A 21,385-nucleotide genomic window follows, 5' to 3' on the forward strand; every position below is an offset into this window, starting at 1 on the left:
TTACCTTCGGTGAGCTCACTAAGGTTCGGTTCAGGGTGACGTACACATTGTTATATTAACCTGAACTCATCACCATCAAATAAACCCTTATCGCTTAATTTCAAATGCGGAATAACTAAAAGTGCCATAAAAGAAAGCGTCATAAAAGGGGCAAGGAGGGTTGAACCTAACTCTTTTGCAAACTGATCGATAGCGGTATAACATTTAGCAACCTCGTAACCGTTATGGTTACTCATTAAGCCGGCAACCGGCAACGGCAACACTTCTTCTTTTCCATGGCCTAAAGCTACCACACCACCAGTTTCTTTAATTACCAGGTTTACTGCATTACAAATACTCTTTTCATCAACTCCAAGGGCAATAATGTTATGACTATCGTGCGCTACACTAGAGGCAATTGCGCCCTGTTTTAAGCCAAAATTTTTAACAAAGGAAATGGCAATGGGCGCATCATGATAGCGGTTGACCACCACCATTTTGAGGATATCATTAGCCACATCACTTACAATATTGCCATTTTCTACCTTTGGTTTTGCCTGTGTTTTATTTGTAATCAGCTGACCATTTAGCGCTTCAATCACTGGAATTTCCAACTGATCTGTGTATCCTAAAATGAAATCCTCTTCTTTTTTCAGGCTGCAATTAAAACGGTTAATTGATTCTTTACCAGCTATGTGCTTGATCCAGTTGCCTGTCATTTTGCCGTTTTCTGCAAGTAAAAGACCATTAATATAGGTTTGTTTGACCTTAAAATTAACAAGATCTTCCATCACGATAAAATCAGCGTCATCGTTTATTTGTAGTGCACCAACTTCCAGCTTATAATGTAAGATCGGGTTGATACAGGCAGCGCGAAGTACTTTAAAAACATCGATTCCTTCGGCTACCGCCCTAGCGCAAATTTCGTTGATGTGATTTTCAAACTAAACTATCAGGATGTTTATCATCACTGCAAAACATCATCATTTCGGGCCAATCGTGAAGTAAGGGAATTAGCGCCTCGAAATTTTTGGCTGCACTGCCTTCACGGATCAGGATTTTCATGCCGCGCTGCAGTTTATCCAGCGCTTCTTCGGCAGTGAAACATTCATGGTCGGTAGAAATACCGGCATCAATATATTTTTGGACTGTATCACCACGTAAGCCTGGAGCATGCCCATCAACAGGTTTTCCCAGCTGGTGGGCAGCAGCAATCTTTTTTAAAACTTCTTCATCTTTGTGAAGCACTCCCGGAAAGTTCATCATCTCGCTGAGGTATTTAATCTCCGGGCGTTTTAAAAGCGCTTTAACATCATTGTGATTTAACTCGGCTCCCGCAGTTTCGAAAGTGGTAGCAGGTACGCAGCTTGGTGCACCGAAATTAAATTTAAAGGGTACGGTATTGCCATTTTTAATCATAAATTCAACACCCTCCATGCCGCAAACATTGGCAATCTCATGCGGATCGCTAATGGTAGCCACCGTGCCGTGTACCACAGCCAAACGCGCAAATTCGCTCGGAATGAGCATGCTGCTTTCGATATGTACATGGCTATCAATAAAACCGGGAGTAATGAAACTGCTGTCAGGACGTTCTTCCGAAATTTTGGTAATTGATTTTATTTTTCCGGCTTCAACCGTTACTTCGCCAAAGAAAATGTTTCGTTTGAAGATATTAACTATGTTTCCTTCGACTTTGAATGTGCCCATTTCTTTATATTTAATTATCGTCACCCTGAATTCATTTCAGGGCCTCAACCTGGAGAGATGCTGAAATCAATTCAGCATGACGATCGGAGTTAGTATTTTAATAATTTATCAACTGTTGCTGCCAGCCGGGCTTTAGCTAAAAAATCATCTTCCAGTACTTTATTCATTGGGATGGCAGTATCTAAACTTGCACAGCGTATTACTGGTGCGTCCAGGTAATGGAAAAGATGTTCTCCAATCCAGGCTGATATTTCGGCACCGAAACCATTAGTCAAAGTGTCTTCGTGTAAAATGAGCACACGTCCGGTAGCTTTTACAGCTTCCTTCACCGTTTCCTGATCCCATGGCTGGAGCGTACGCAGATCAATCAGGGTAGCTGCTTGTTCAGGATGATTGTTTAAATGTTCCAAAGCCCAATGTACACCTAAACCGTAGGTAATAATTGCAAATTGGCTACCCGTTCTTATGGTAATGGCTTTCCCTATTTGGGTAGTATAATAACCGTCGGGTACTGTCCCAATCAAACTTCTGTAAAGGTATTTATGTTCAAAGTAGATCACCGGATTGGGATCGGCAATGGCAGCCAATAGCAGGCTCTTGGCGTCTACAGGAAATGCGGGGTAGACAATTTTTAAACCTGGTGTTTTAGTAAACCATGCCTCGTTGCTTTGTGAGTGGAAGGGGCCTGCACCTGTTCCAGCACCAGTAGGCATGCGCACCACTACATCGGCTTTTTCGCCCCAGCGATAATGCGTTTTGGCTAAATTGTTTACAATCTGGTTAAAGCCAACGCTTACAAAATCAGCAAACTGCATTTCTACAACAGCTTTATAGCCATTTATGGATAGGCCTAAACCAGCACCTACAATGGCCGATTCGCAAATGGGTGTATTGCGCACCCCGGTTTTTGCCGAATTTAGCCATAAAGCCATCTGTAATTTTAAATGCCCCGCCATAATCAGCAATATCCTGTCCCATTAAAACCAGGTTAGGGTATTTTTCCATAGCGAGATCGAGTGCATCGCTAATCGCATCCAGATACCGTTTTTCAGTAGCAGATTTACCAGGTTGAACCACCTCGGGCTGGTAAGGAAAATACATGTCCGTTTCTTCCTGAATGGTATCTGTAATAGGCTCTGGCTCTTCAAAAGCTTCTTCAACTGCTATTTCAATATCTTTTTTAAACTGGATTTTGATATCCGTAATGGTATCGGCAGTTAAAATACCCTGTTCAATTAAATAGGCTTCATAATTGTTTAAGGGGTCTTTCTTTGCCCATTCGTCAAAAAGTTCTTGCGGAACATATTTGGTACCTGAAGCTTCTTCGTGACCTCGCATCCTGAAAGTCATACACTCAACCAAAACAGGTCTTGGATCTTTCCTGATTTCCATGGTCAGCTGATTAATGGTATCGTACACTTCAAGAATATTGTTACCATCAATTTGCCGGCCTTCAATACCATAACCAATAGCTTTATCTATCAGATTTTTGCATCTGTATTGTTCTGATTTTGGAGTTGACAAGCCGTAGCCGTTATTTTCAATTAAAAAGATTACTGGCAGGCTCCAGACAGCTGCAACATTTATGGCTTCATGGAAATCACCTTCGCTGGTAGCGCCTTCGCCGGTATAAACGAGGGTGGCATGTTTTCTGTTAGCCAGTAAATCAGCCAAGGCAATGCCATCAGCAAGCGCCATTTGCGGGCCCAGATGGGAAATCATCCCTATAATTTTATAATCTTGTGTACCAAAATGAAAGGAGCGGTCGCGGCCTTTTGTAAATCCAGTTGCTTTACCTTGCCATTGAGCCATTAATTTTTTTAACGGAATATTACGAGAGGTAAAAACACCTAAATTGCGGTGCATGGGCAAAATATACTCATTGCTTCGCATGGCTAAGGTACTGCCAACGGCAATGGCTTCTTGCCCAATACCTGAAAACCATTTACCTATACGCCCTTGACGTAATAATTTGAGCATTTTATCCTCTACCATCCGGGGATAAAGCAGTTTTTTATATAAATTCAGCAAGAATTTATCGTCTTTATCTCTTCGGTTAAAATGCATATTTGGCTGTTGGGCTAATGGTTTCTGATTAAGATTCCCGATTCTTTTTCATCTCCTCAAATTGTTTGGCGAATGATTTATCGGCAACTTTTGGCATTTCGCGGTATTTGCCCCAACTCTTTTTAAAGAAGGTTTTGAGCATAAAGTTTTTAAATTTTCCACCAAAGAAGTCCATCCACTTGCGTTTTTGCATCATCTTGCTGAACATGTTCCAGCCTATTTCTTCCTGTCTGCCATTCTCATGGGCAGCTGCCGCATCTCTGCGGTTAAGCAACAACATTTTATGAATATCGATTTTTACCGGGCAAACTTCCGAGCATTTTCCGCAGAGACTGGAAGCGTAACTTAAATGCTTAAACTCTTCCATGCCTTTTAGGTGCGGCGTAATTACAGAACCAATCGGGCCGCTATAAGTGGTGTTATAGGTATGCCCGCCAATATTTTTATATACAGGGCAGGCATTTAAACAGGCACCACAACGAATGCAATATAAACCTTGCCGCTGATCTTTTTGGGCCAATAAATTTGTTCGGCCGTTATCCAGCAGGATGACATACATTTCTTCGGGTCCATCTGTTTCATTTGGCTGACGTGGACCACTAAGGATACTGTTGTAAACGGTTAAGTTCTGTCCGGTACCATGTGAAGCCAGTAGAGGCCAGAATAAATCCAAATCGGTTATAGAAGGGATTATCTTTTCGATACCAACAATGGCAATATGGATTTTAGGAAAGGTTGTACTTAATCTGGCATTTCCTTCGTTTTCGGTGATGGCAACACTTCCGGTATCGGCAATCAGGAAGTTACCGCCACTAATGCCAATATCGGCATTTAAATATTTTTCTCTAAGTAGTTCCCTTGCTTTTTGTACCAGCTGCGGTGGTGTGGCATCAATGGGAGTTCCAAATTTATCATGAAATAACTTCGCGATATCAGTAGCACTTAAGTGCATGGCAGGGGTAACAATGTGGTAGGGCGCCTGGCCCAATAACTGAACGATGTACTCGCCGAGATCGCTTTCTAACGATTCGATATTGTTTTGCTCCAAAAAGTCGTTCAGATGAATTTCTTCGGTGGTCATTGATTTAGATTTAATGACCGTTTTCCCCATTATTTCTTTTAATGATATTGAGGATTTCTTGCTGGGCTTCTGCAGCATCATTTGCCCAGATTACCTTACCACCCCCGGCGTTGAAAATTTGACTCGAATTCTGGTAAGAACTTGTCAAGATTTTCCATTACCCGCCATTTAATAACGTGTGCCTTTTTCTTGGAAGCCTCTAAATTTTCAAATTTTGATAAGCCCCCTTTCAACTGCTGTATTGTACTTACCAATATTATAATTTATGGTTTTACGATGTGGTAAATCGAAAGCTTTTTCATCAGATTTCTCTAAAAATTCCTCGGCAGTTTTCATCAATGGCAATTTTATTATAGGGGTAACGTAGTTTAACCGTTTTAGTTTGGTGCTACCTCGCTAAAAACCAAAGATAGGAAACCCTATTGAGTTTATTTTTTGAAATTTGAAACAAAAGAAATTATTATAAAAATATAATGGCAAGATTTTACCAGATTGCTCCAGTTATATATTTTTTAGCTATTTCGTCTCTTGAAATAAAATCCAAACCTAATCCCCAAACTTGTGGCAATAATAATTCTATCGAAAGGATCACGGTGGAGGAATGGTAAAGATTTAAGTGTTTTTAACGTTTCTATATCTATTGGAAGAATCGTGATGTTAGTTTCATTGCATGATTCAACTAGTTCATCTAATGAATATTCTAATCGGAGCTTACCTAGTGATTGTTTTATAGTAATTTCCCATAAACTGGCAATGCTCAGGTAAAGGTTAACTGTTGGATCTTCTAAAAATTTTTCTTGCCCTGTTAGATCATGCAAGATTGTCGTCCTGCATCCAAAGTAAAACATGTGTATCAAGCAAGTATTTTTTCACTACATGTAATCTTTAAAATCTTGTAATGGAGAATTAAAATCATCACTCATTTTCATTTTTCCCTTAAGTAAACCAATTTTTCTATTACTTTTTTTCTCACTTCTTTTAAGATCGTTTTTTTGCAAAATTAAATCAATAAAGTCTTCTACCTCTTGCTGATAAGCAACAGGGATCATTTTAATTTTTTCTAAAATATGAAATTGATCCATAAACTCGCTTTTATCAAAAATAACAGTTTAATCTTTAAATATAAAGTTACGATTGCCCCATTAAAACAAAAAGCCCCAACATTTAGTTGAGGCTGAGTATTTGAAGTTATTTCTTCGGATTTCCTTTTCCATCCATGTCTACCACCGGACGTTTAGCCCTGTTGGCAAGTTCCCACGCCGTAAAATAGGTTAGTTTTGCTCTTTTTGTGAGTAAAGGGAAATTAATTTTACTTACTTCGTCGCCTGGTTTGTGGTAATCCTGTTGTAACATTCCATCATAATAGAAAATAATCGGAATGCCTAATTTGGCGAAGTTATAGTGGTCTGAGCGGTAATAAATCTGCTCAGGATCTTTCGGGTCATCATATTTATAATCCAGTTTCATTTTAGTATAAGTAGCATTTACCTGCTCACTTAAGTTAGCCAGGTCGCTACTTAACATTCTTGAACCTACAGAATAAATATAGTTTGCTGAATCTGGTTTGCCCAAAATACTCTTCACCTGTACGGCCAATCATATCCGTATTTAAATCAGCAATTGTATTGGCGACTGGGAAAATGGGATGCTCCGAATACCATTCAGAACCCCAAAGGCCTTTCTCTTCTCCAACCACAGTCATAAATAAGATGCTGCGTTTAGGGCCTTTACCTGCTTTTTTGGCATCAGTAAAAGCTTTTGCCATTAATAAAACACCTGTAGTACCTGATCCATCATCATCAGCACCGTTGTTTACTTTATCTTTCGCGTTAGGATCAGTTTCTAAACCAATATGATCATAGTGACCAGTTAAGATTAATACTTCTTTTTTAAGCACCGGATCAGAACCCTCTAAGTAACCCAAAACATTTTCGCACCTCACCGATGTTTCGTTTTTAGCAGCACTCGCCGAGAAAGGAACATTTAGCACTTGCGAAGCAGGTGTAAGGCTTTCAGTGATTTTCTTTTGTAAATCCGCTATAGTAGTATTGGCTGATTTTAACAGATCGTTGGCTAAAGCTACAGAGATAGAGATGCGCGGCGTTTCATTTTGTTTCTGAGCCTCAATAGCCGCATTTGTTTTGACCATTACGCGACCACTGTTTTGAGCCTGTTTGGTGTTTTCGGTAATTCTATCTACACTTGGATCGATCAGGATAATGGCTTTTACATTATTTTCAGCAAAATATTTTGCCCTACTTTCCAACATGGCACGGTAAGCAGCTCTATCAACACGGGTACCAGGTTTAATGGTTGGATCGCCACCGTTAAACATCATCACTACTTTGCCCTTAATATCTGTACCAGCAAAATCGTTATAGTTGTCTTTCTTAATGCCATAGCCAACAAATACAATCTGATCAGTAGAAAAAGTAAAGCCGTTATCGCTGATTAGGCTTGGTGATACGATATAATCTTTCTGATACTCTTTTGGCTGACCATTAACGGTTACATGGCTTTCCTTTAAGGTGACATTTACCAGATTAATTTTTTGAAAATAACTGCCATTAACCGGACCTTTTAGGCCAATCGATTTAAAATAATCTCGGATATAATCTGCAGCCATCCAGGCGCCTTTAGTTCCTGTCTCCCGGCCTTCATATTCGTCAGATGCTAAAATTGAAAGGTGTTTATAGGCATTATCAGGATTAATGGCCTTGCTAAATTTAATAGCGTCTTTATTGGCAGGTAGGGGTTTAATCTGGCTAAAACAGCTTGCTGAAACAAGTGTAGCCAAACCGAGGGTTAAAAACTTTTTGTTCATGATAATAATTTTAATTGAGATCGGATTAGCAAGAAATTTTTTCAACCCGATTTTGGTGGCGGCCACCTTCAAATGCCGTGGTTAAAAAGGTTTTGGTAATTTGTTTGGCTTCATCTACAGAAACAAAACGGGCCGGAATACAAAGTACATTGGCATTATTATGCTGGCGTACCAATGAAGCTACTTCGTTTTCCCAACAAAGGCCTGCCCTTATACCCTGGTGCTTGTTAGCTGTTATGGCTACACCGTTAGCAGAGCCGCAAAGTAAGATGCCATAGGTAAATTCTTCGTTTTCAACAGCGCTGGCCACAGGATGTGCAAAATCAGGATAATCAACCGAATCTGCTGAAGAAGGCCCAAAATCTTTTACTTCGTAATCCTTTAAGAAATCTTTTAATATTTCTTTGTAATCGAATCCGGCATGATCTGCGCCAATAGCAATTTTTATTTTTGTGTCAGACATTGTCAAATGTATAGAGAATTGTGAATGCTGTTCGTAATGTTTTTGTTAGTTCGCATAGAATGCAGCTTCGGCCTTTTTCTTCTTTCTTTCAATGTAGGCCGAAACAAAAATACTTAGCTCATACAATAAGAATAATGGGGTAGCTACAATCAACATCGTCATGATATCTGGTGTAGGGGTTACAATTGCCGCAATAATTAAAATAATAACGGTGGCATATCTTCTGCTGGCCCGCATCAGTTTTGGAGTCATTAAGCCAAGCTTGGATAGAATGAAAATGATAACCGGAAGTTCGAAGATAATCCCAGTACCCAAAGTAAGGGTTGCAACTGACGATAGGTAGGAATCAACCGTGAAAGTATTTTTAATTTCAGCGCTAACGGTATAACCAGTTAAAAAATTAACCGATAATGGACAAACAATAAAATAGCCGAAAAAGATGCCGATAATGAACAACAGCGATGCAAAAAATACAAAACCACTTGCCGATTTGCGCTCATTATCGTGCAGGGCAGGTTTAACGAACCGCCAGATTTCCCACAAGAGATAAGGAAAGCCCACCACGATACCACACATTACACAAATATTTAACTGAAGGTTAAACTGTCCGGCCATTTCGGTATTGATAATTTCACCATTGATTTTGGTGATACACATATCCTTACCTAATGAGGGAAAATGCTCTACCAGTTTACACATCATTCGGTAGGTCCAAAAATCAGGTTTTTTAGGTCCAAAAATTATTTTATCCAGAATCTCTTCATTGAAGTAAAAAGCGATACCCGTAAAAACGGCAATGGCAATTACGGCTCTGATTAAATGTTTACGGAGAACATCCAGGTGATCGAAAAAAGACATTTCAGCCTCTAAATTGGTGCTCTTTTGACCGATAGCTTTTGTAAGTAAAGTTTTTTTAGTGTCGCTCATGTTAAAAACAAAAATACCATTCTATTTGAATAGACTGGTATTTACGTGCTAAATATAGAAATAGTTTATATTATTATGAGAAATCCGATGTAAAATTGAAGAGCATTGTTCGTGCTTAGTCTTACGATTGGTTTTTAATGATGCTCATTTGTCTTAAATTTGCAGCACTGTTGTAATTAAATTGATATACGCTATCTTCTCCTATAACGATTAACGATTTAGGTTCGGCAATAAGAAAATTACCATTATCCTTTAGAAAACTCAAATGTTTCCATGAATTATATGGTGAAATTTCCTGCTCTGGTTATTGAGAGCAAGATAGTATGTAGATAAAATAGGATCTTAGGTTAGTTGTAACGTCCTCTTAGCGAATAGATTTTAATAATGCAAGACTATATTTTAGTGCCTCTGGCTTCCCGATGCCTTCAAATGGAGAAGCGCTTATGGCAACCAGTAGGCTATGAATTTTCTTTTGTATGATGCTGTTTCCCGATTTCTTCCAAAAATCTAAATCATTGTTAGCTTTTGGAAGGAAAACTATTTCCATAAGTTGTCTAAATCAACTTTTATGAAGTTTCCTTCTTTGAAGTCTTTATCGCCTTGTAAAATTTTTTCTACAAATTCTGGGTCATAGGCTTTCTCCTTTTTTTCAAAAGAAATCTTCATGGCTTTTAGGACATGTTTTACAGCATTTAATTGCGCTTTGTTTTCCGGATGTACAATTAATGTTTCCATAATTCAAATTTACTGAAGTAAATTTAATTCTTCGACAAAGAAAATCCCATTCTGTTTTACCAAAATGGGATTAAATTTTTATAAAACTTTATGTTACTCCGAAAACTCGAAGGTTTCCATGAACTTGGTAGTGAAATTTCCAGCTCTGAAATTAGGGTCTTTCATCAATTGTAAATGGAATGGGATCGTAGTTTTTATACCCTCAATTACGAATTCGCTTAACGCACGCTCCATAGTACAGATCGCTTCCTCGCGGGTTTGAGCTACGCAGATTAGTTTTGCAATCATCGAATCGTAATTGGAAGGAATCGAATAACCTGCATAAACATGCGTATCAACACGAACACCGTGACCACCTGGAGAATGGAAATTTGTAATTTTTCCTGGTGACGGACGGAAATTATTTGCCGGATCTTCGGCATTGATACGGCACTCAATGGCGTGCATCTCTGGAGTATAGTTTTTACCTGAGATCGGAATACCCGCCGCAACTTTTATCTGTTCTTTAATTAAATCGAAGTTGATTACTTCCTCGGTAACCGGATGCTCTACCTGGATACGGGTATTCATCTCCATAAAATAGAAATTACGGTGTTTATCAACCAAAAATTCGATTGTACCAGCTCCTTCATAATTTACAGCGGTTGCTCCTTTAATTGCTGCTTCCCCCATTCTCTGACGTAATTCATCAGTCATGAAAGGAGAAGGGGATTCTTCTACCAATTTCTGGTGACGGCGCTGGATTGAACAATCACGTTCTGATAAGTGACAGGCTTTGCCAAACTGATCGCCGATAACTTGAATTTCAATGTGGCGTGGATCTTCTATATATTTTTCTAAATATAAACCATCATTGCCGAATGCTGCGCCAGATTCCTGACGTGCGCTATCCCAGGCATTTTCGAAATCTTCATCTTTCCAAACTACGCGCATCCCACGGCCACCACCGCCGGCAGTAGCTTTAAGAATAACCGGATAACCCATTTCGTTGGCAATTGCAATACCTTCTTTAACACTGGTAAGCAAACCTTCCGATCCTGGAATGGTTGGAACACCAGCATTTTTCATGGTTTCTTTCGCCGAAGCTTTATCGCCCATGTCATTAATCTGCTCTGGCGTAGCACCAATAAATTTGATATTATATTCGCGGCAGATATTAGAAAACTTAGCATTTTCTGACAAGAACCCATAACCTGGGTGTATGGCATCGGCATTGGTTAATTCTGCCGCAGAAATGATATTCGGGATATTTAAATAAGAATCTTTACTAGGTGGCGGGCCAATACAAACAGCCTCATCAGCAAAACGTACGTGTAAACTTTCGCGATCGGCGGTAGAATAAACAGCAACGGTTTTGATGCCCATTTCCTTACAGGTACGGATAATACGCAAAGCGATTTCGCCCCTGTTGGCAATTAGTATTTTTTTAAACATAATTTTACCTTTTTTGATTACACCGATGTTAATGATTACACCGATTTATTCGGAAAATAACCATCATTCTAATCAATTGTAATCGGTGTTATCTAATTAATCTGCGTAATCAATAACTAAATAGGTTCTACTAAAAACAATGGTTGGTCGTACTCTACAGGTGATGCATTATCAACCAATATTTTAACGATACGGCCTGAAACTTCACTTTCAATTTCGTTGAAAAGCTTCATTGCCTCTATAATACAAACTACTTTACCTGCGCTAATTTCATCACCAACATTAACAAACATCGGTTTTTCAGGGCTGGCCGAACGGTAGAAAGTACCGATCATTGGCGATTTGATCGTAATGTATTTCGATGTGTCTTCTGCAGCAGGCGGTACAGCTGGGGTTGCTGCGGCAGGAGCAGTAGGAGCTGTGGCAACCGGAGCAGCAGCCTGTACAAGCGGAGCCTGTGGTACGGTAGCATGCACAACCGTTGGTGCCTGGTTTGTTTTGATCGTGATTTTGAAGTTTTCCTGCTCAATTGCAACTTCATTTACTCCTGAACGAGAAACAAATTTAATCAGTTCCTGTATTTGTTTAATATCCATTTTTTAGGCTAGTTATGTAAAAAATAGTGTTTATTGAATTAACTAAGTTATACTTTTTTTGTTTTATTTTCTTTGCAACCGCTTTAGGTTGATGTCTAATGGCTGATAGTTTATGGCTATGATTTATCAATTAACTCCCAACTCCAGGCGTTCAACTCAATTACTCAGAGTCGTAAGCCCATTTAAGGTATACCGAACCCCAGGTAAAGCCACCACCGAATGCAGCTAAAACGATGTTATCACCTTTTTTCAACTTGCTTTCCCATTCCCATAAACATAAAGGGATGGTTCCATTAGTTGTATTTCCAAAACGTTCGATGTTGATCATCACCTTATCGGTGGTAACCCCCATGCGGTTAGCAGTGGCATCTATAATACGTTTATTGGCTTGGTGGGGTACTAACCAGGCCACATCTTCAGCAGTTAAACTGTTGCGCTCCATAATTTCGGCTGCAACATCGGCCATATTCGTTACCGCAAATTTAAACACTGTTGGCCCTTCCTGATGCGCAAAATGCTCTTTGGCATCAATGGTTTCGTGGGTTGCAGGTTTAACTGAACCACCAGCTTTCATACCTAAGAAATCTCTTCCAGAACCATCCGTTCTTAAAATAGAATCCTGAATACCCAAGCCTTCTTCATTTGGCTCTAATAAAGCGCAGCCGCAACCATCACCAAAAATGATGCAGGTGGTGCGATCTTCATAGTTAATAATTGACGACATTTTATCGCCACCAACTACTAAAACTTTTTTATGTCTGCCTGATTCGATAAATGATGCACCTGTAGAAAGACCAAATAAAAAACCAGAGCAAGCGGCCTGTAAATCGTAACCCCAGGCATTGGTAGCGCCAACTTTATCGGCTAAAACGTTTGCTGTAGCAGGGAAAGTAAAATCAGGAGTAGTGGTGCAAAAGATAATCAGTTCAATTTCTTTTGCATCAATGCCTCTCTTCTTAAGCAAACCGTTTACAGCATGAACAGCCATATCGGAAGTACCTAAACCTTCACCTTTTAAAATTCTACGTTCTTTAATTCCCGTTCTGCTGGTAATCCATTCATCCGAAGTGTCAACAATGGTTTCTAACTCTGCGTTTGTAAGCACATAGTCGGGGACATAACCATTTACTGCTGTAATAGCAGCGTGAATTTTACTCATTTTAAGAATTCTAATAAATTATTTAAATGCCATTCTAATTTTTTCTACCAATCCGGTGGTGATCATTTCTCTGGATTGTAGAACCATATTTTTAACAGCCAGCGGACTGGAAATTCCATGTCCGATAACAACAGGAGCATTAACACCTAGAACCGGGCTTCCGCCATATTGCTCATAATTAAAACGATCGAAAAACTCATCTTTTAATCCCTTTTTGATGGTAAGCACATAAAACGATTCGGCTAATTTTAGCATCACATTTCCGGTAAAACCATCACAAACAATGACATCAGCTTTTTCGTTAAATAGATCTCTGCCTTCCACATTTCCAACGAAGTTAAAGAGGCTGGTTTCTTTCATTAACGGAAAAGTAGCCATGCTTAGCATATTTCCCTTCTCATCTTCTTCACCAATATTCATCAGGGCAACTTTAGGATCATTGATCTGCAAAAGATTTTCTGCATATAAGCTACCTAAAACGCCAAATTGTAATAAAATATCGGGTTTACAGTCAGCATTTGCACCCACATCTAACAATAGGCCTGTGCCACCTTTAATTTTCGGAAGGATTGTACATAAACAAGGGCGGATAATGCCCGGAATGGTTTTAACGCTAAAAACTGCGCCAACCAACATGGCTCCAGAGTTACCAGCACTTGCAAAGGAATCAATTTTACCCTCTTTTAAAAGGTTAAAACCAACCGCTATGCTCGAGTTTGGTTTCTGAACGATTGCTTTGGTGGGATGTTCGCCCATACCAATAACTTCATCAGTATGAACGTATTCAAAATGATCTGGATTGAAACCTTCTTCTGTCAGAATGGGTTTAATCTGTTCGGTATCGCCAATAAGAACTAAATGCTCTCCAGCGTTAAGCGATTGATGAGCAGCTATTGCTCCCAAAACAATTGCTTTGGGAGCATAGTCTCCGCCCATTATGTCGAGGCCTATTTTCATAGAAAAAATCTGTTTGTGTTAGGCAGGAATAATCCTGAATTTTCAGTTGACTAAGGTATGACTAAAGCCGCTGAAAACACAAACAATTTTTTAAGAAAATTACCCTATCTGAGTATTTTCGATAACCAGTTTGCCGTTGTAGTATAAGTTACCATCAACGTTGTAAGCACGGTGAGGTACGTGGATAGCACCTGTTGCCGAGCATGTTGCTAAAGAAGGAGTAACCGCTTTATAGTGTGTTCTTCTTTTATTTTTTCTCTGTTTCGAGATTTTCCGTTTTGGATGTGCCATTGGTGTATAATCTAATTATTTTTTTAACTTATTAAGGGCTTCCCAACGTGGGTCGCTTGTTTGTTCATTTTCTTCAGTCTGGTTTTCGATCGATAATTGATTTAAACGGTCAATCATCTCCTGGTCGCAATCTTTACCAGCCTGTTCGCAGTTTCTGATATAAGGTACTGCAACATTAATCATTTCGTATAAAGGACCAGAAATATCAATCTCGGTTTCTTTACGGCTTAGCGAAATAATCTCTTCATCATCACTCTCCAGTTCATCTTCAGCAAACTTTACAATCTGCCTTTCATAAAGATTTATCGGCAAAGGAAACTCAGATAAACATTTATCGCAATCTAAATTAACTGTACCGATAACATTGAACTTGAGTAGCAACATGGTTTCTTGCTTCTCAAGTTCCAGGCTTACTTTTAAATTTCCACTTTTAATTAACGAATACTCAAAAGCGTTAAAAAAGCGATCATCAAGCTCATAATCAAACTGATGAGTTCCCAATTTTAAGCCGGTAAACGGTAATGAAAATTGTTTTAATGGGTTCAAAGTACTGTAAAATTTTAGCCTGCAAATGTAGAGATAAAATATTATATTAAAAATGTTTTTTTAAAATTTGTTGATGTTAACTCTTGATTTTTAGACCTTATAGATTTTCTAGTATTCAGTTAGTCGGGGGGATTTGTATCCTGACCAAGTAATTACTGATTAGCCAGCATCATTTCCTTATTATTTCTGCTCCACTCACTCCAGGAGCCCACGTAAAGTTTAGGGATCGGTAAACCAGCATAATCCATTGCTAATAGGGTATGGCAAGCGGTAATGCCTGATCCACAATGTACAATCACGTTTTCAGGCTTTACATGCGCCAGGGCTTTTTCGTATTTTTCTTTTAATACCTCAGGAGCCAGGAAAGCTCCCGATGCATCTAGATTCTCGGTATAAGGAATGTTGGCTGCACCAGGAATATGTCCTGCAATTAAATCGATAGGCTCGGTGAGACCAGCAAAACGATTGGTATCGCGCACGTCAATCACAATATAATCATCTGTTTTAGCTACTTTTTCAACTTCGTTGATGTCAGATAACGGTAAACTCCATGTTTTTACTGGGTAAGGTGCAACAGATTTTGGAATTTCTATTTTATCTGTAATTGGAAAACCTGCTTTAATCGCCGCCTGAAAACCTCCATCAATCACCTGTACTTTGTTATGACCAATAGCCTTTAACATCCACCATAACCTTGCGGCTGCGTTACCGCCATTTTTATCATCATAAATAATAACATGGCTGTGTTCAGTAATCCCTAATTTTTGCAATACAGCAGAAAACTGTTCAGGAGTTGGTAAAGGATGACGTCCACCAAATGCAAAATCGCCAATATCGGCTAAATCTTCATTTACATCTGCAAAAAGTGCTCCAGCCAAATGTTGTTCATCATACCGGGCTTTTGACCCAGCGCTGGCATCAATAATGACGATTTCATCGTCTTGGTTTAACCAGGTTAATTCTTCGGGTTTTATGATGGGTGATAGAGAATTCATTTGATTATTTTTATAATTCCTGAAATTTTGGGCTTGCGCTTTAAGCCCTTTGTCTTCTGACTTCTGACTCTCCTCTTCAGTTTTTAGTCTTTCGACTTCAGTCTCCTTCAAAGATTTCTCCGTTACAATCTAAAGGACGACTTTTATTAAAGCATTTGGTCTTTAAGCATCATGTCCTCTGACCTCTGACTTTCGGACTTCTAACTCTGCTCTTTAGGCTTTTTACAAACCTTCAACCTTCCATCTTTTAGGAAGCATCATCTTTAATGTCAAACTGCGTTTCAACAACTTTTCCACCTGTGCGCAATTGGTTGCTCAACATTTCTTCCTGTTCGCGACGGTTTTTGACAATATGGATGGCCGAAAATAGAGCTTCGGTAAATGAAGTCGAATCAGCTAAATTTTTACCTGCAATATCGTAACCTGTGCCATGATCGGGAGAGGTGCGGATAAATTTTAGACCAGCGGTATAGTTTACGCCATTATGGAAAGCCAATGTTTTGAAAGGTATTAATCCCTGATCGTGATACATGGCCAAAACGGCATCAAATTGTTTGTAGCTGCCGTTGCCGAAAAAGCCATCAGCAGGGTAAGGGCCAAAACAAACAATGCCTTTGTCGTAAGCTTCCTGAATGGCTGGCGAAATAATATCAGCTTCCTCAGTGCCCAATAAGCCATTATCACTGGCGTGTGGATTTAGGCCCAGAACAGCTATTTTGGGTTTTTCGATCCAGAAGTCTTTTTTTAAACTTTCGTTAATTAGTTTTAATTTATTTACAATTTTATCTTTTGTAATGGCAGCCGGAACATCTTTCACCGGAATGTGACCTGTTACCACGCCAACACGTAAATTTTCGCTGATCAAAAACATCAGCACATCTTTACTTCCGCTTTTTTCCTGCAGATATTCGGTATGGCCAGGAAAAGCAAAAGTTTCGGATTGAATATTGTGTTTATTAATCGGGGCGGTAACCAAAGCATCGATATCGCCGTTTACCAGATCGGCTGTTGCGCGTTCTAATGATAAAAGCGCGTATTTGCCACCTGTCGCCGTAACCTGACCCAACTCAATTTTTACATCTTCTTCCCAGCAATTGATCATGTTGGCTTTTTTGGATATTGCCTGGCTGGCATGGTTAACCACATTAAAACTGAAATCCCCCAGGTTATTTGCTTTTCTATGAAAAGATGAAACTTTAGTGTGACCATAAACAATTGGAGTACAATAATTTAAAATGGCAGGATTAGATAATGTTTTAATGATTACCTCTAAACCTATGCCGTTCACGTCGCCTATACTAATGCCAATTTTAAGTTTATTGCTCATAATTACTGGAAAATTTTAGCGCAAATTACTGATTTTCGATTAAACCCTTTAAAAAAAATGAAACCGCAATAGTTGCTAATTAACCTGCAACGAAATATTAAGCCTATCTTTGTTAACAATTTTAATTTTCAAAATCCCCTTCGGGGGTGCGGGGTATGAGTTTAGTAAAAGCAAAAAAACATTTAGGACAACATTTTTTAACCGATAAAGGCATTGCTAACCGCATTGTTGAGGCTTTGGTGAATACCGATAAATATAGTCAGGTTTTAGAAGTGGGACCAGGGATGGGAATCTTATCTGATTTTTTGCTGCAGCGTAAAGATTTAACCACTTATCTAATTGATATTGATACTGAATCTTTCCATTTTTTGAACGAAAAATACCCGCAGCTCGGCGATCGATTGATTAATGGCGATTTTTTAAAGCTCGATTTTGACACTATTTTTCCCGGCCAATTTGCCATTATTGGTAATTTCCCTTACAATATTTCATCGCAGATTTTATTTAAGATTTTAGATAACCGCCATAAGGTTGTAGAAATGGTGGGGATGTTCCAAAAAGAGGTTGCCCAGCGTTGTGCAGCACCCGCAGGGAGTAAAGAATATGGCATTTTGAGTGTGTTTCTGCAGGCATATTACAAAATCGAATACCTGATAACTGTTAAACCTGGTACGTTTAATCCGCCGCCAAAGGTACATTCGGCTGTAATCCGTTTAACCAGAAATGAAGTGGAGAATTTAGAATGCGACGAAAAATTATTCTGGCGGGTGGTTAAGGCAGGTTTTAACCAACGGAGAAAAACCTTGCGCAATGCCGTTTCTGCGGTGATGCCTAAAGATAAAATGGACGATCATATCTACTTCGAGAAACGTGCAGAGCAGTTAACTGTGGCTGATTTCGTGGCCCTAACACAGCATGTGAGTAGGTTGATGGAAGCTTAGTGATGCAATCGTCATCCTGATCCGATCACTATCGGATTTATTTCAGGATCTTTTTCGAAGCGCAATTTTGGAAATATAGAAAGCAGGTTTCTGTTGTCTTCGTTTCCTGTAGTCCCGCTTCCCATTTCAAGTCCGCACTCGTGCCTCGTTTACGGGCTTTACATTTCAATCGGGTTTAATTAACAGAAAACACTGCAAAGTTTGGGGGTAGGTTGATGAAAGTCCCAATCTGTTATCGGTTTTAAAGCTGCGTAACCTAAAAGTCTATGCAATCAACCGCTCTGCGTATTCTTGCAAAATCATGATTATTCTCATCTAATTTCTCCTTTCCTTTGCACAGTATTTTTAGGAAACCTTATGATAAATTATCGCGAAATTTTTGAACAGGGAATGAATTATCAAACCTATCGGGCATTGGTTGATCAACTCCTGTTAGAGGGAAAGGCCACTGGCGATGTAGCTTACGATTTGCACTACACGAAAATGAATGTGCAACGCATGAATCGCGTGGATAAAACGATAAGTTTAAACGAAGAGTTGACATCAACAATCGATCACCTTAAAGAAAATTATAAGTTTTTAGTGATTACAGAAGGTTGGTGTGGCGATGCTGCTCAGATTGTTCCGTTATTCAATAAAATTGCAACAGCCTCTTTAGGTAAAATTGACCTGAAATTTGTACTTCGGGATAAAAATCTGCCATTAATTGATGCACATTTAACCAACGGGGGGAGAGCAATTCCGGTCTTAATTGTGTTAAACCAATCTGCCGACCAAGTTTTAGCTACCTGGGGACCTAGACCACAAGTTTTACAAGAACTTTTAAAAGAATGGAGGACGGAAACTTCCGAAATGCCAATTTTGGCAGAAAAACTTCATGGCTGGTATGCTAAGGATAAAACCGAAACTACACAGGCTGGGTTAAATGCGCTTTTGAGAGGGTTGAAAGAGTAATATTATATTTCTTTTTTATACGGTCGTTACCCTGAATTTATTTCAGGGTCTTCTTCTTTAATTAGATGCTGAAATGAATCCAGCATGACGTTACGACAAAATAAAAACTCCTCTTGTTTAATCAACCGAAACAGTCAAACCTTCTTGCTGCAAAATTTTGCGGTATACTTCCATTTCAGTAAACGACCCTTCTAGAACAGGGCATTTACCTTCATTATGCACTTTCCACGCAATTTTTTCGGCCTGCGATTCGTTATAATCCAGGTATTTCATCATGCAATAAATCACATGGTCGAAAGTGTTGATATCATCATTCCACAAAATAAGGCGATGTACGGTTTTTAAGGAAGTTAAAATTTCTTCGAGCGTAAAGGTCTCTTCTTTGGTTTCTGTAGACATGGTGCAAAAATAACTAATTTTTATGGAAGATGTTATAGGTAAAATGGATGATCGGTTGACTTGTATCTAAATACCCTCTCTCAGATTTATAATCGCATGTTTCAATCCATCTTTTTAATGGAAGAAGTCAGTAATACATCTTACATCGTACATTTTACATATTCTTCCATCTCTTTTAATACATTTGCTAACCAGATAATATAAATACGAGTATGCACCAGTCCAAAATTGCAGGAATAGGCTATTACGTTCCTAAAAATGTTTATACCAATGATGATTTGAGCCGTTTTATGGATACTAACGATGCCTGGATCCAGGAACGTACCGGTATAAAAGAACGCCGTTTTGCCGATCGTAACGAGGAAACTACCACTACAATGGGTATTGAAGCCGCCAAAATTGCAATTGAAAGAGCAGGTATTACCGCTAAAGATGTTGATTTTATTGTTTTCGCAACCCTTAGTCCAGATTATTATTTCCCTGGTTGTGGTGTACTGTTGCAGCGAGAAATGGGCATGGGCGAAATCGGTGCTTTAGATATACGTAATCAATGTTCGGGCTTTGTTTATGCACTTTCGGTGGCCGATCAGTTTGTGAAAACGGGCATGTATAAAAATGTACTGGTGGTGGGTAGCGAAAAACACTCATTTGCAATGGATTTTGAAACCCGTAGCCGTAATGTATCAGTAATTTTTGGAGATGGTGCCGGTGCTGTTGTATTGCAGCCTACGGATGAAGCCGGAAAAGGAATTTTAAGTACACATTTGCATAGTGATGGTGCGGATGCCGAAATTCTGGCGATGTATTATCCGGGATCTCATGCCAACAAGTGGTTAAATGATAAACCAGCTTATCCGGAACAGGAATTGGGTGGGTTGTTCATGACGCAGGAAATTTTAGAGAGTGGTGCTGCTTTACCTTATATGGATGGGCCAGCTGTTTTCAAAAAAGCGGTAGTGAAATTTCCCGAGGTAATTAAAGAAGCTTTAGCAGCAAATAAACTAACGGAGAAAGATATCGATCTATTGGTACCGCATCAGGCTAATCTGCGTATCAGTCAGTATGTGCAGCAATTATTGGGTTTAAATGACGATCAAGTATTTAACAATATTCAGAAATATGGAAATACCACAGCCGCTTCTGTGCCTATTGCCTTATGCGAAGCCTGGGAGGCGGGTAAAATCAAAGATGGCGATCTGGTATGCCTCGCCGCATTCGGATCAGGTTTTACTTGGGCCAGTGCGCTGATCAGGTGGTAGCTGTAGATTCGTCATTTCGAGCGGAGCTCAGCGAAGTCGAGAAATCTGCTTTGATAGATCTTTCCCCGCCTGTACGAGCAGGCCTGTCCGCACAGGCGGGCATTTCGCTGCGCTTCAGTCGGGATGACGCTACTTAGTGAGTTTTTGGCTTAATAAAATCCCCTAAATAACTACATTCACTTGAGGCTACAGCATAAAAAGGAGTTTTATTGTAATTAAACCGTAATTCTTTCAGATAAGGATTATTGTAATTGGCATTAATGAAATTGCGCCATTTGATATCCTTTGTATCATAATAAGCAAATGATAGTGGGTTGGCATTCATTATAATCTGTTTTTTGCAAACATTTAGCCAGCATAAAAGTACATTTTGCCTTAAAATCTACATTGGTGCTTAATGCCCTCGCTTTCAAATACCAGGCTTTCGCGGCCTGTGCCTTTTTATAATCCCCATCGTATACATATTTTGCTGGGCTGCTATTGTCGTAAGATGACCAATCGTAACTGATCAGAAACCAGCTGTTACCAAAATAACCTGTTTGGTAAACCGCATTTGCCATTTTATAATAATAGAGCGCGGCATTCTTTTTATCGCTAATAAGTAGTTTTTGCAAACGAAGCATTTCTGCAGCGAAAGTTTTTTTGTTGATAGATGCTTTGGCCGTTACATATTTTTTAGGAAAATCGTTAATGGTTTCGATAAATGGATTGGCGTAAAGTTTAGTATTCTCTCCATCTGCG

25 protein-coding genes and 2 pseudogenes are annotated in these 21,385 nt (G+C 39.2%); 3 read left to right on the forward strand and 24 right to left on the reverse strand.

Going from position 1 to position 21,385, the window contains the following annotated elements:
- Window positions 1-50: 50 nt before the first annotated feature.
- The 22 genes and pseudogenes from PGN18_RS22200 to pdxA all read right to left on the reverse strand — a co-directional run bounded on the left by PGN18_RS22200 (window position 51) and on the right by pdxA (window position 17,091).
- Window positions 51-770 (reverse strand): adenine deaminase C-terminal domain-containing protein, encoded by a 720-nt coding sequence (locus tag PGN18_RS22200; protein ID WP_335321766.1) that lies wholly within the window; start codon window positions 768-770, stop codon window positions 51-53.
- Between the two features lie 12 nt (window positions 771-782).
- A pseudogene (locus PGN18_RS22205) lies at window positions 783-911 on the reverse strand (hypothetical protein); the annotation flags it as partial.
- A 7-nt stretch (window positions 912-918) separates the two neighbouring features.
- Entirely contained in the window at window positions 919-1,689 is a 771-nt protein-coding gene (locus PGN18_RS22210) for an amidohydrolase family protein (protein WP_335321767.1), read from the reverse strand.
- 89 nt (window positions 1,690-1,778) lie between these two features.
- The gene (locus tag PGN18_RS22215) at window positions 1,779-2,621 is read right to left on the reverse strand and encodes an alpha-ketoacid dehydrogenase subunit beta (RefSeq protein ID WP_335321768.1); all 843 of its coding nucleotides are present in this window, start codon (window positions 2,619-2,621) and stop codon (window positions 1,779-1,781) included.
- Window positions 2,518-3,756: a thiamine pyrophosphate-dependent dehydrogenase E1 component subunit alpha gene (locus PGN18_RS22220; RefSeq protein WP_335321769.1), complete on the reverse strand. Its 1,239-nt coding sequence runs from the start codon at window positions 3,754-3,756 to the stop codon at window positions 2,518-2,520. Before PGN18_RS22220 ends, PGN18_RS22215 begins: the two co-directional genes overlap by 104 nt.
- A 28-nt stretch (window positions 3,757-3,784) precedes the next feature.
- Window positions 3,785-5,176: pseudogene (locus tag PGN18_RS22225) on the reverse strand (LutB/LldF family L-lactate oxidation iron-sulfur protein).
- Between the two features lie 173 nt (window positions 5,177-5,349).
- On the reverse strand, window positions 5,350-5,685 hold the full coding sequence (locus tag PGN18_RS22470) for a type II toxin-antitoxin system VapC family toxin (RefSeq protein ID WP_442955370.1): 336 nt from the start codon (window positions 5,683-5,685) through the stop codon (window positions 5,350-5,352).
- A 24-nt stretch (window positions 5,686-5,709) separates the two neighbouring features.
- Window positions 5,710-5,919, reverse strand: coding sequence for a type II toxin-antitoxin system VapB family antitoxin (gene vapB, locus PGN18_RS22230; protein WP_335321770.1), 210 nt, complete (start codon window positions 5,917-5,919; stop codon window positions 5,710-5,712).
- A 106-nt stretch (window positions 5,920-6,025) separates the two neighbouring features.
- Window positions 6,026-6,361 carry a M28 family peptidase gene (locus tag PGN18_RS22235; protein WP_335321771.1) on the reverse strand — a complete coding sequence of 112 codons (336 nt, stop codon included), beginning with the start codon at window positions 6,359-6,361 and terminating at the stop codon, window positions 6,026-6,028.
- On the reverse strand, window positions 6,351-7,661 hold the full coding sequence (locus PGN18_RS22240) for a M28 family peptidase (protein WP_335321772.1): 1,311 nt from the start codon (window positions 7,659-7,661) through the stop codon (window positions 6,351-6,353). Before PGN18_RS22240 ends, PGN18_RS22235 begins: the two co-directional genes overlap by 11 nt.
- Before the next feature lie 25 nt (window positions 7,662-7,686).
- The gene (rpiB, locus tag PGN18_RS22245) at window positions 7,687-8,124 is read right to left on the reverse strand and encodes a ribose 5-phosphate isomerase B (protein ID WP_335321773.1); all 438 of its coding nucleotides are present in this window, start codon (window positions 8,122-8,124) and stop codon (window positions 7,687-7,689) included.
- Between the two features lie 45 nt (window positions 8,125-8,169).
- Window positions 8,170-9,051 (reverse strand): twin-arginine translocase subunit TatC, encoded by an 882-nt coding sequence (gene tatC, locus PGN18_RS22250; RefSeq protein ID WP_335321774.1) that lies wholly within the window; start codon window positions 9,049-9,051, stop codon window positions 8,170-8,172.
- Between the two features lie 364 nt (window positions 9,052-9,415).
- The gene (locus PGN18_RS22255; protein WP_335321775.1) at window positions 9,416-9,598 is read right to left on the reverse strand and encodes a type II toxin-antitoxin system YoeB family toxin; all 183 of its coding nucleotides are present in this window, start codon (window positions 9,596-9,598) and stop codon (window positions 9,416-9,418) included.
- The gene (locus tag PGN18_RS22260) at window positions 9,589-9,786 is read right to left on the reverse strand and encodes a DUF2683 family protein (RefSeq protein WP_335321776.1); all 198 of its coding nucleotides are present in this window, start codon (window positions 9,784-9,786) and stop codon (window positions 9,589-9,591) included. Before PGN18_RS22260 ends, PGN18_RS22255 begins: the two co-directional genes overlap by 10 nt.
- 93 nt (window positions 9,787-9,879) lie before the next feature.
- Window positions 9,880-11,220 (reverse strand): acetyl-CoA carboxylase biotin carboxylase subunit, encoded by a 1,341-nt coding sequence (accC, locus tag PGN18_RS22265; protein ID WP_335321777.1) that lies wholly within the window; start codon window positions 11,218-11,220, stop codon window positions 9,880-9,882.
- Between the two features lie 116 nt (window positions 11,221-11,336).
- A complete protein-coding gene (gene accB / locus PGN18_RS22270; RefSeq protein WP_335321778.1) occupies window positions 11,337-11,816 on the reverse strand; it encodes an acetyl-CoA carboxylase biotin carboxyl carrier protein in 480 nt (159 codons plus the stop codon).
- A gap of 160 nt (window positions 11,817-11,976) precedes the next feature.
- Window positions 11,977-12,975 carry a beta-ketoacyl-ACP synthase III gene (locus tag PGN18_RS22275; protein ID WP_335321779.1) on the reverse strand — a complete coding sequence of 333 codons (999 nt, stop codon included), beginning with the start codon at window positions 12,973-12,975 and terminating at the stop codon, window positions 11,977-11,979.
- An 18-nt stretch (window positions 12,976-12,993) separates the two neighbouring features.
- Window positions 12,994-13,932 (reverse strand): phosphate acyltransferase PlsX, encoded by a 939-nt coding sequence (plsX, locus tag PGN18_RS22280; RefSeq protein WP_335321780.1) that lies wholly within the window; start codon window positions 13,930-13,932, stop codon window positions 12,994-12,996.
- A gap of 99 nt (window positions 13,933-14,031) precedes the next feature.
- Window positions 14,032-14,223 carry a 50S ribosomal protein L32 gene (rpmF, locus tag PGN18_RS22285; RefSeq protein ID WP_025143959.1) on the reverse strand — a complete coding sequence of 64 codons (192 nt, stop codon included), beginning with the start codon at window positions 14,221-14,223 and terminating at the stop codon, window positions 14,032-14,034.
- Between the two features lie 15 nt (window positions 14,224-14,238).
- A complete protein-coding gene (locus tag PGN18_RS22290; RefSeq protein WP_335321781.1) occupies window positions 14,239-14,769 on the reverse strand; it encodes a YceD family protein in 531 nt (176 codons plus the stop codon).
- A 152-nt stretch (window positions 14,770-14,921) separates the two neighbouring features.
- A complete protein-coding gene (locus PGN18_RS22295; RefSeq protein ID WP_335321782.1) occupies window positions 14,922-15,764 on the reverse strand; it encodes a sulfurtransferase in 843 nt (280 codons plus the stop codon).
- A gap of 247 nt (window positions 15,765-16,011) precedes the next feature.
- Complete coding sequence (gene pdxA / locus PGN18_RS22300; protein ID WP_335321783.1) at window positions 16,012-17,091, reverse strand: 4-hydroxythreonine-4-phosphate dehydrogenase PdxA; 1,080 nt, start codon at window positions 17,089-17,091, stop codon at window positions 16,012-16,014.
- Window positions 17,092-17,246: 155 nt separating this feature from the next.
- On the opposite strand from pdxA, the gene rsmA reads away from it, so the two are divergent.
- Together rsmA and PGN18_RS22310 are read left to right on the forward strand one after the other, a co-directional pair.
- Window positions 17,247-18,032, forward strand: coding sequence for a 16S rRNA (adenine(1518)-N(6)/adenine(1519)-N(6))-dimethyltransferase RsmA (rsmA, locus tag PGN18_RS22305; RefSeq protein WP_335321784.1), 786 nt, complete (start codon window positions 17,247-17,249; stop codon window positions 18,030-18,032).
- 357 nt (window positions 18,033-18,389) lie between these two features.
- Window positions 18,390-18,986 carry a thioredoxin family protein gene (locus tag PGN18_RS22310; RefSeq protein ID WP_335321785.1) on the forward strand — a complete coding sequence of 199 codons (597 nt, stop codon included), beginning with the start codon at window positions 18,390-18,392 and terminating at the stop codon, window positions 18,984-18,986.
- A gap of 117 nt (window positions 18,987-19,103) precedes the next feature.
- On the opposite strand, the gene PGN18_RS22315 is transcribed toward PGN18_RS22310, so the two are convergent.
- The gene (locus PGN18_RS22315) at window positions 19,104-19,385 is read right to left on the reverse strand and encodes an ATP-dependent Clp protease adaptor ClpS (RefSeq protein WP_025143968.1); all 282 of its coding nucleotides are present in this window, start codon (window positions 19,383-19,385) and stop codon (window positions 19,104-19,106) included.
- A gap of 212 nt (window positions 19,386-19,597) precedes the next feature.
- Between PGN18_RS22315 and PGN18_RS22320 the strand changes: the two genes are divergently transcribed.
- Window positions 19,598-20,644 (forward strand): 3-oxoacyl-ACP synthase III family protein, encoded by a 1,047-nt coding sequence (locus tag PGN18_RS22320; protein ID WP_335321786.1) that lies wholly within the window; start codon window positions 19,598-19,600, stop codon window positions 20,642-20,644.
- A 290-nt stretch (window positions 20,645-20,934) separates the two neighbouring features.
- On the opposite strand, the gene PGN18_RS22325 is transcribed toward PGN18_RS22320, so the two are convergent.
- Window positions 20,935-21,385: hypothetical protein (locus tag PGN18_RS22325; protein WP_335321787.1), on the reverse strand; the 451-nt coding region annotated here is incomplete at its 5' end.

Origin of the sequence: Pedobacter terrae (assembly GCF_036946585.1) — a bacterium.
Taxonomy (GTDB): Bacteria; Bacteroidota; Bacteroidia; order Sphingobacteriales; family Sphingobacteriaceae; genus Pedobacter; species Pedobacter terrae_C.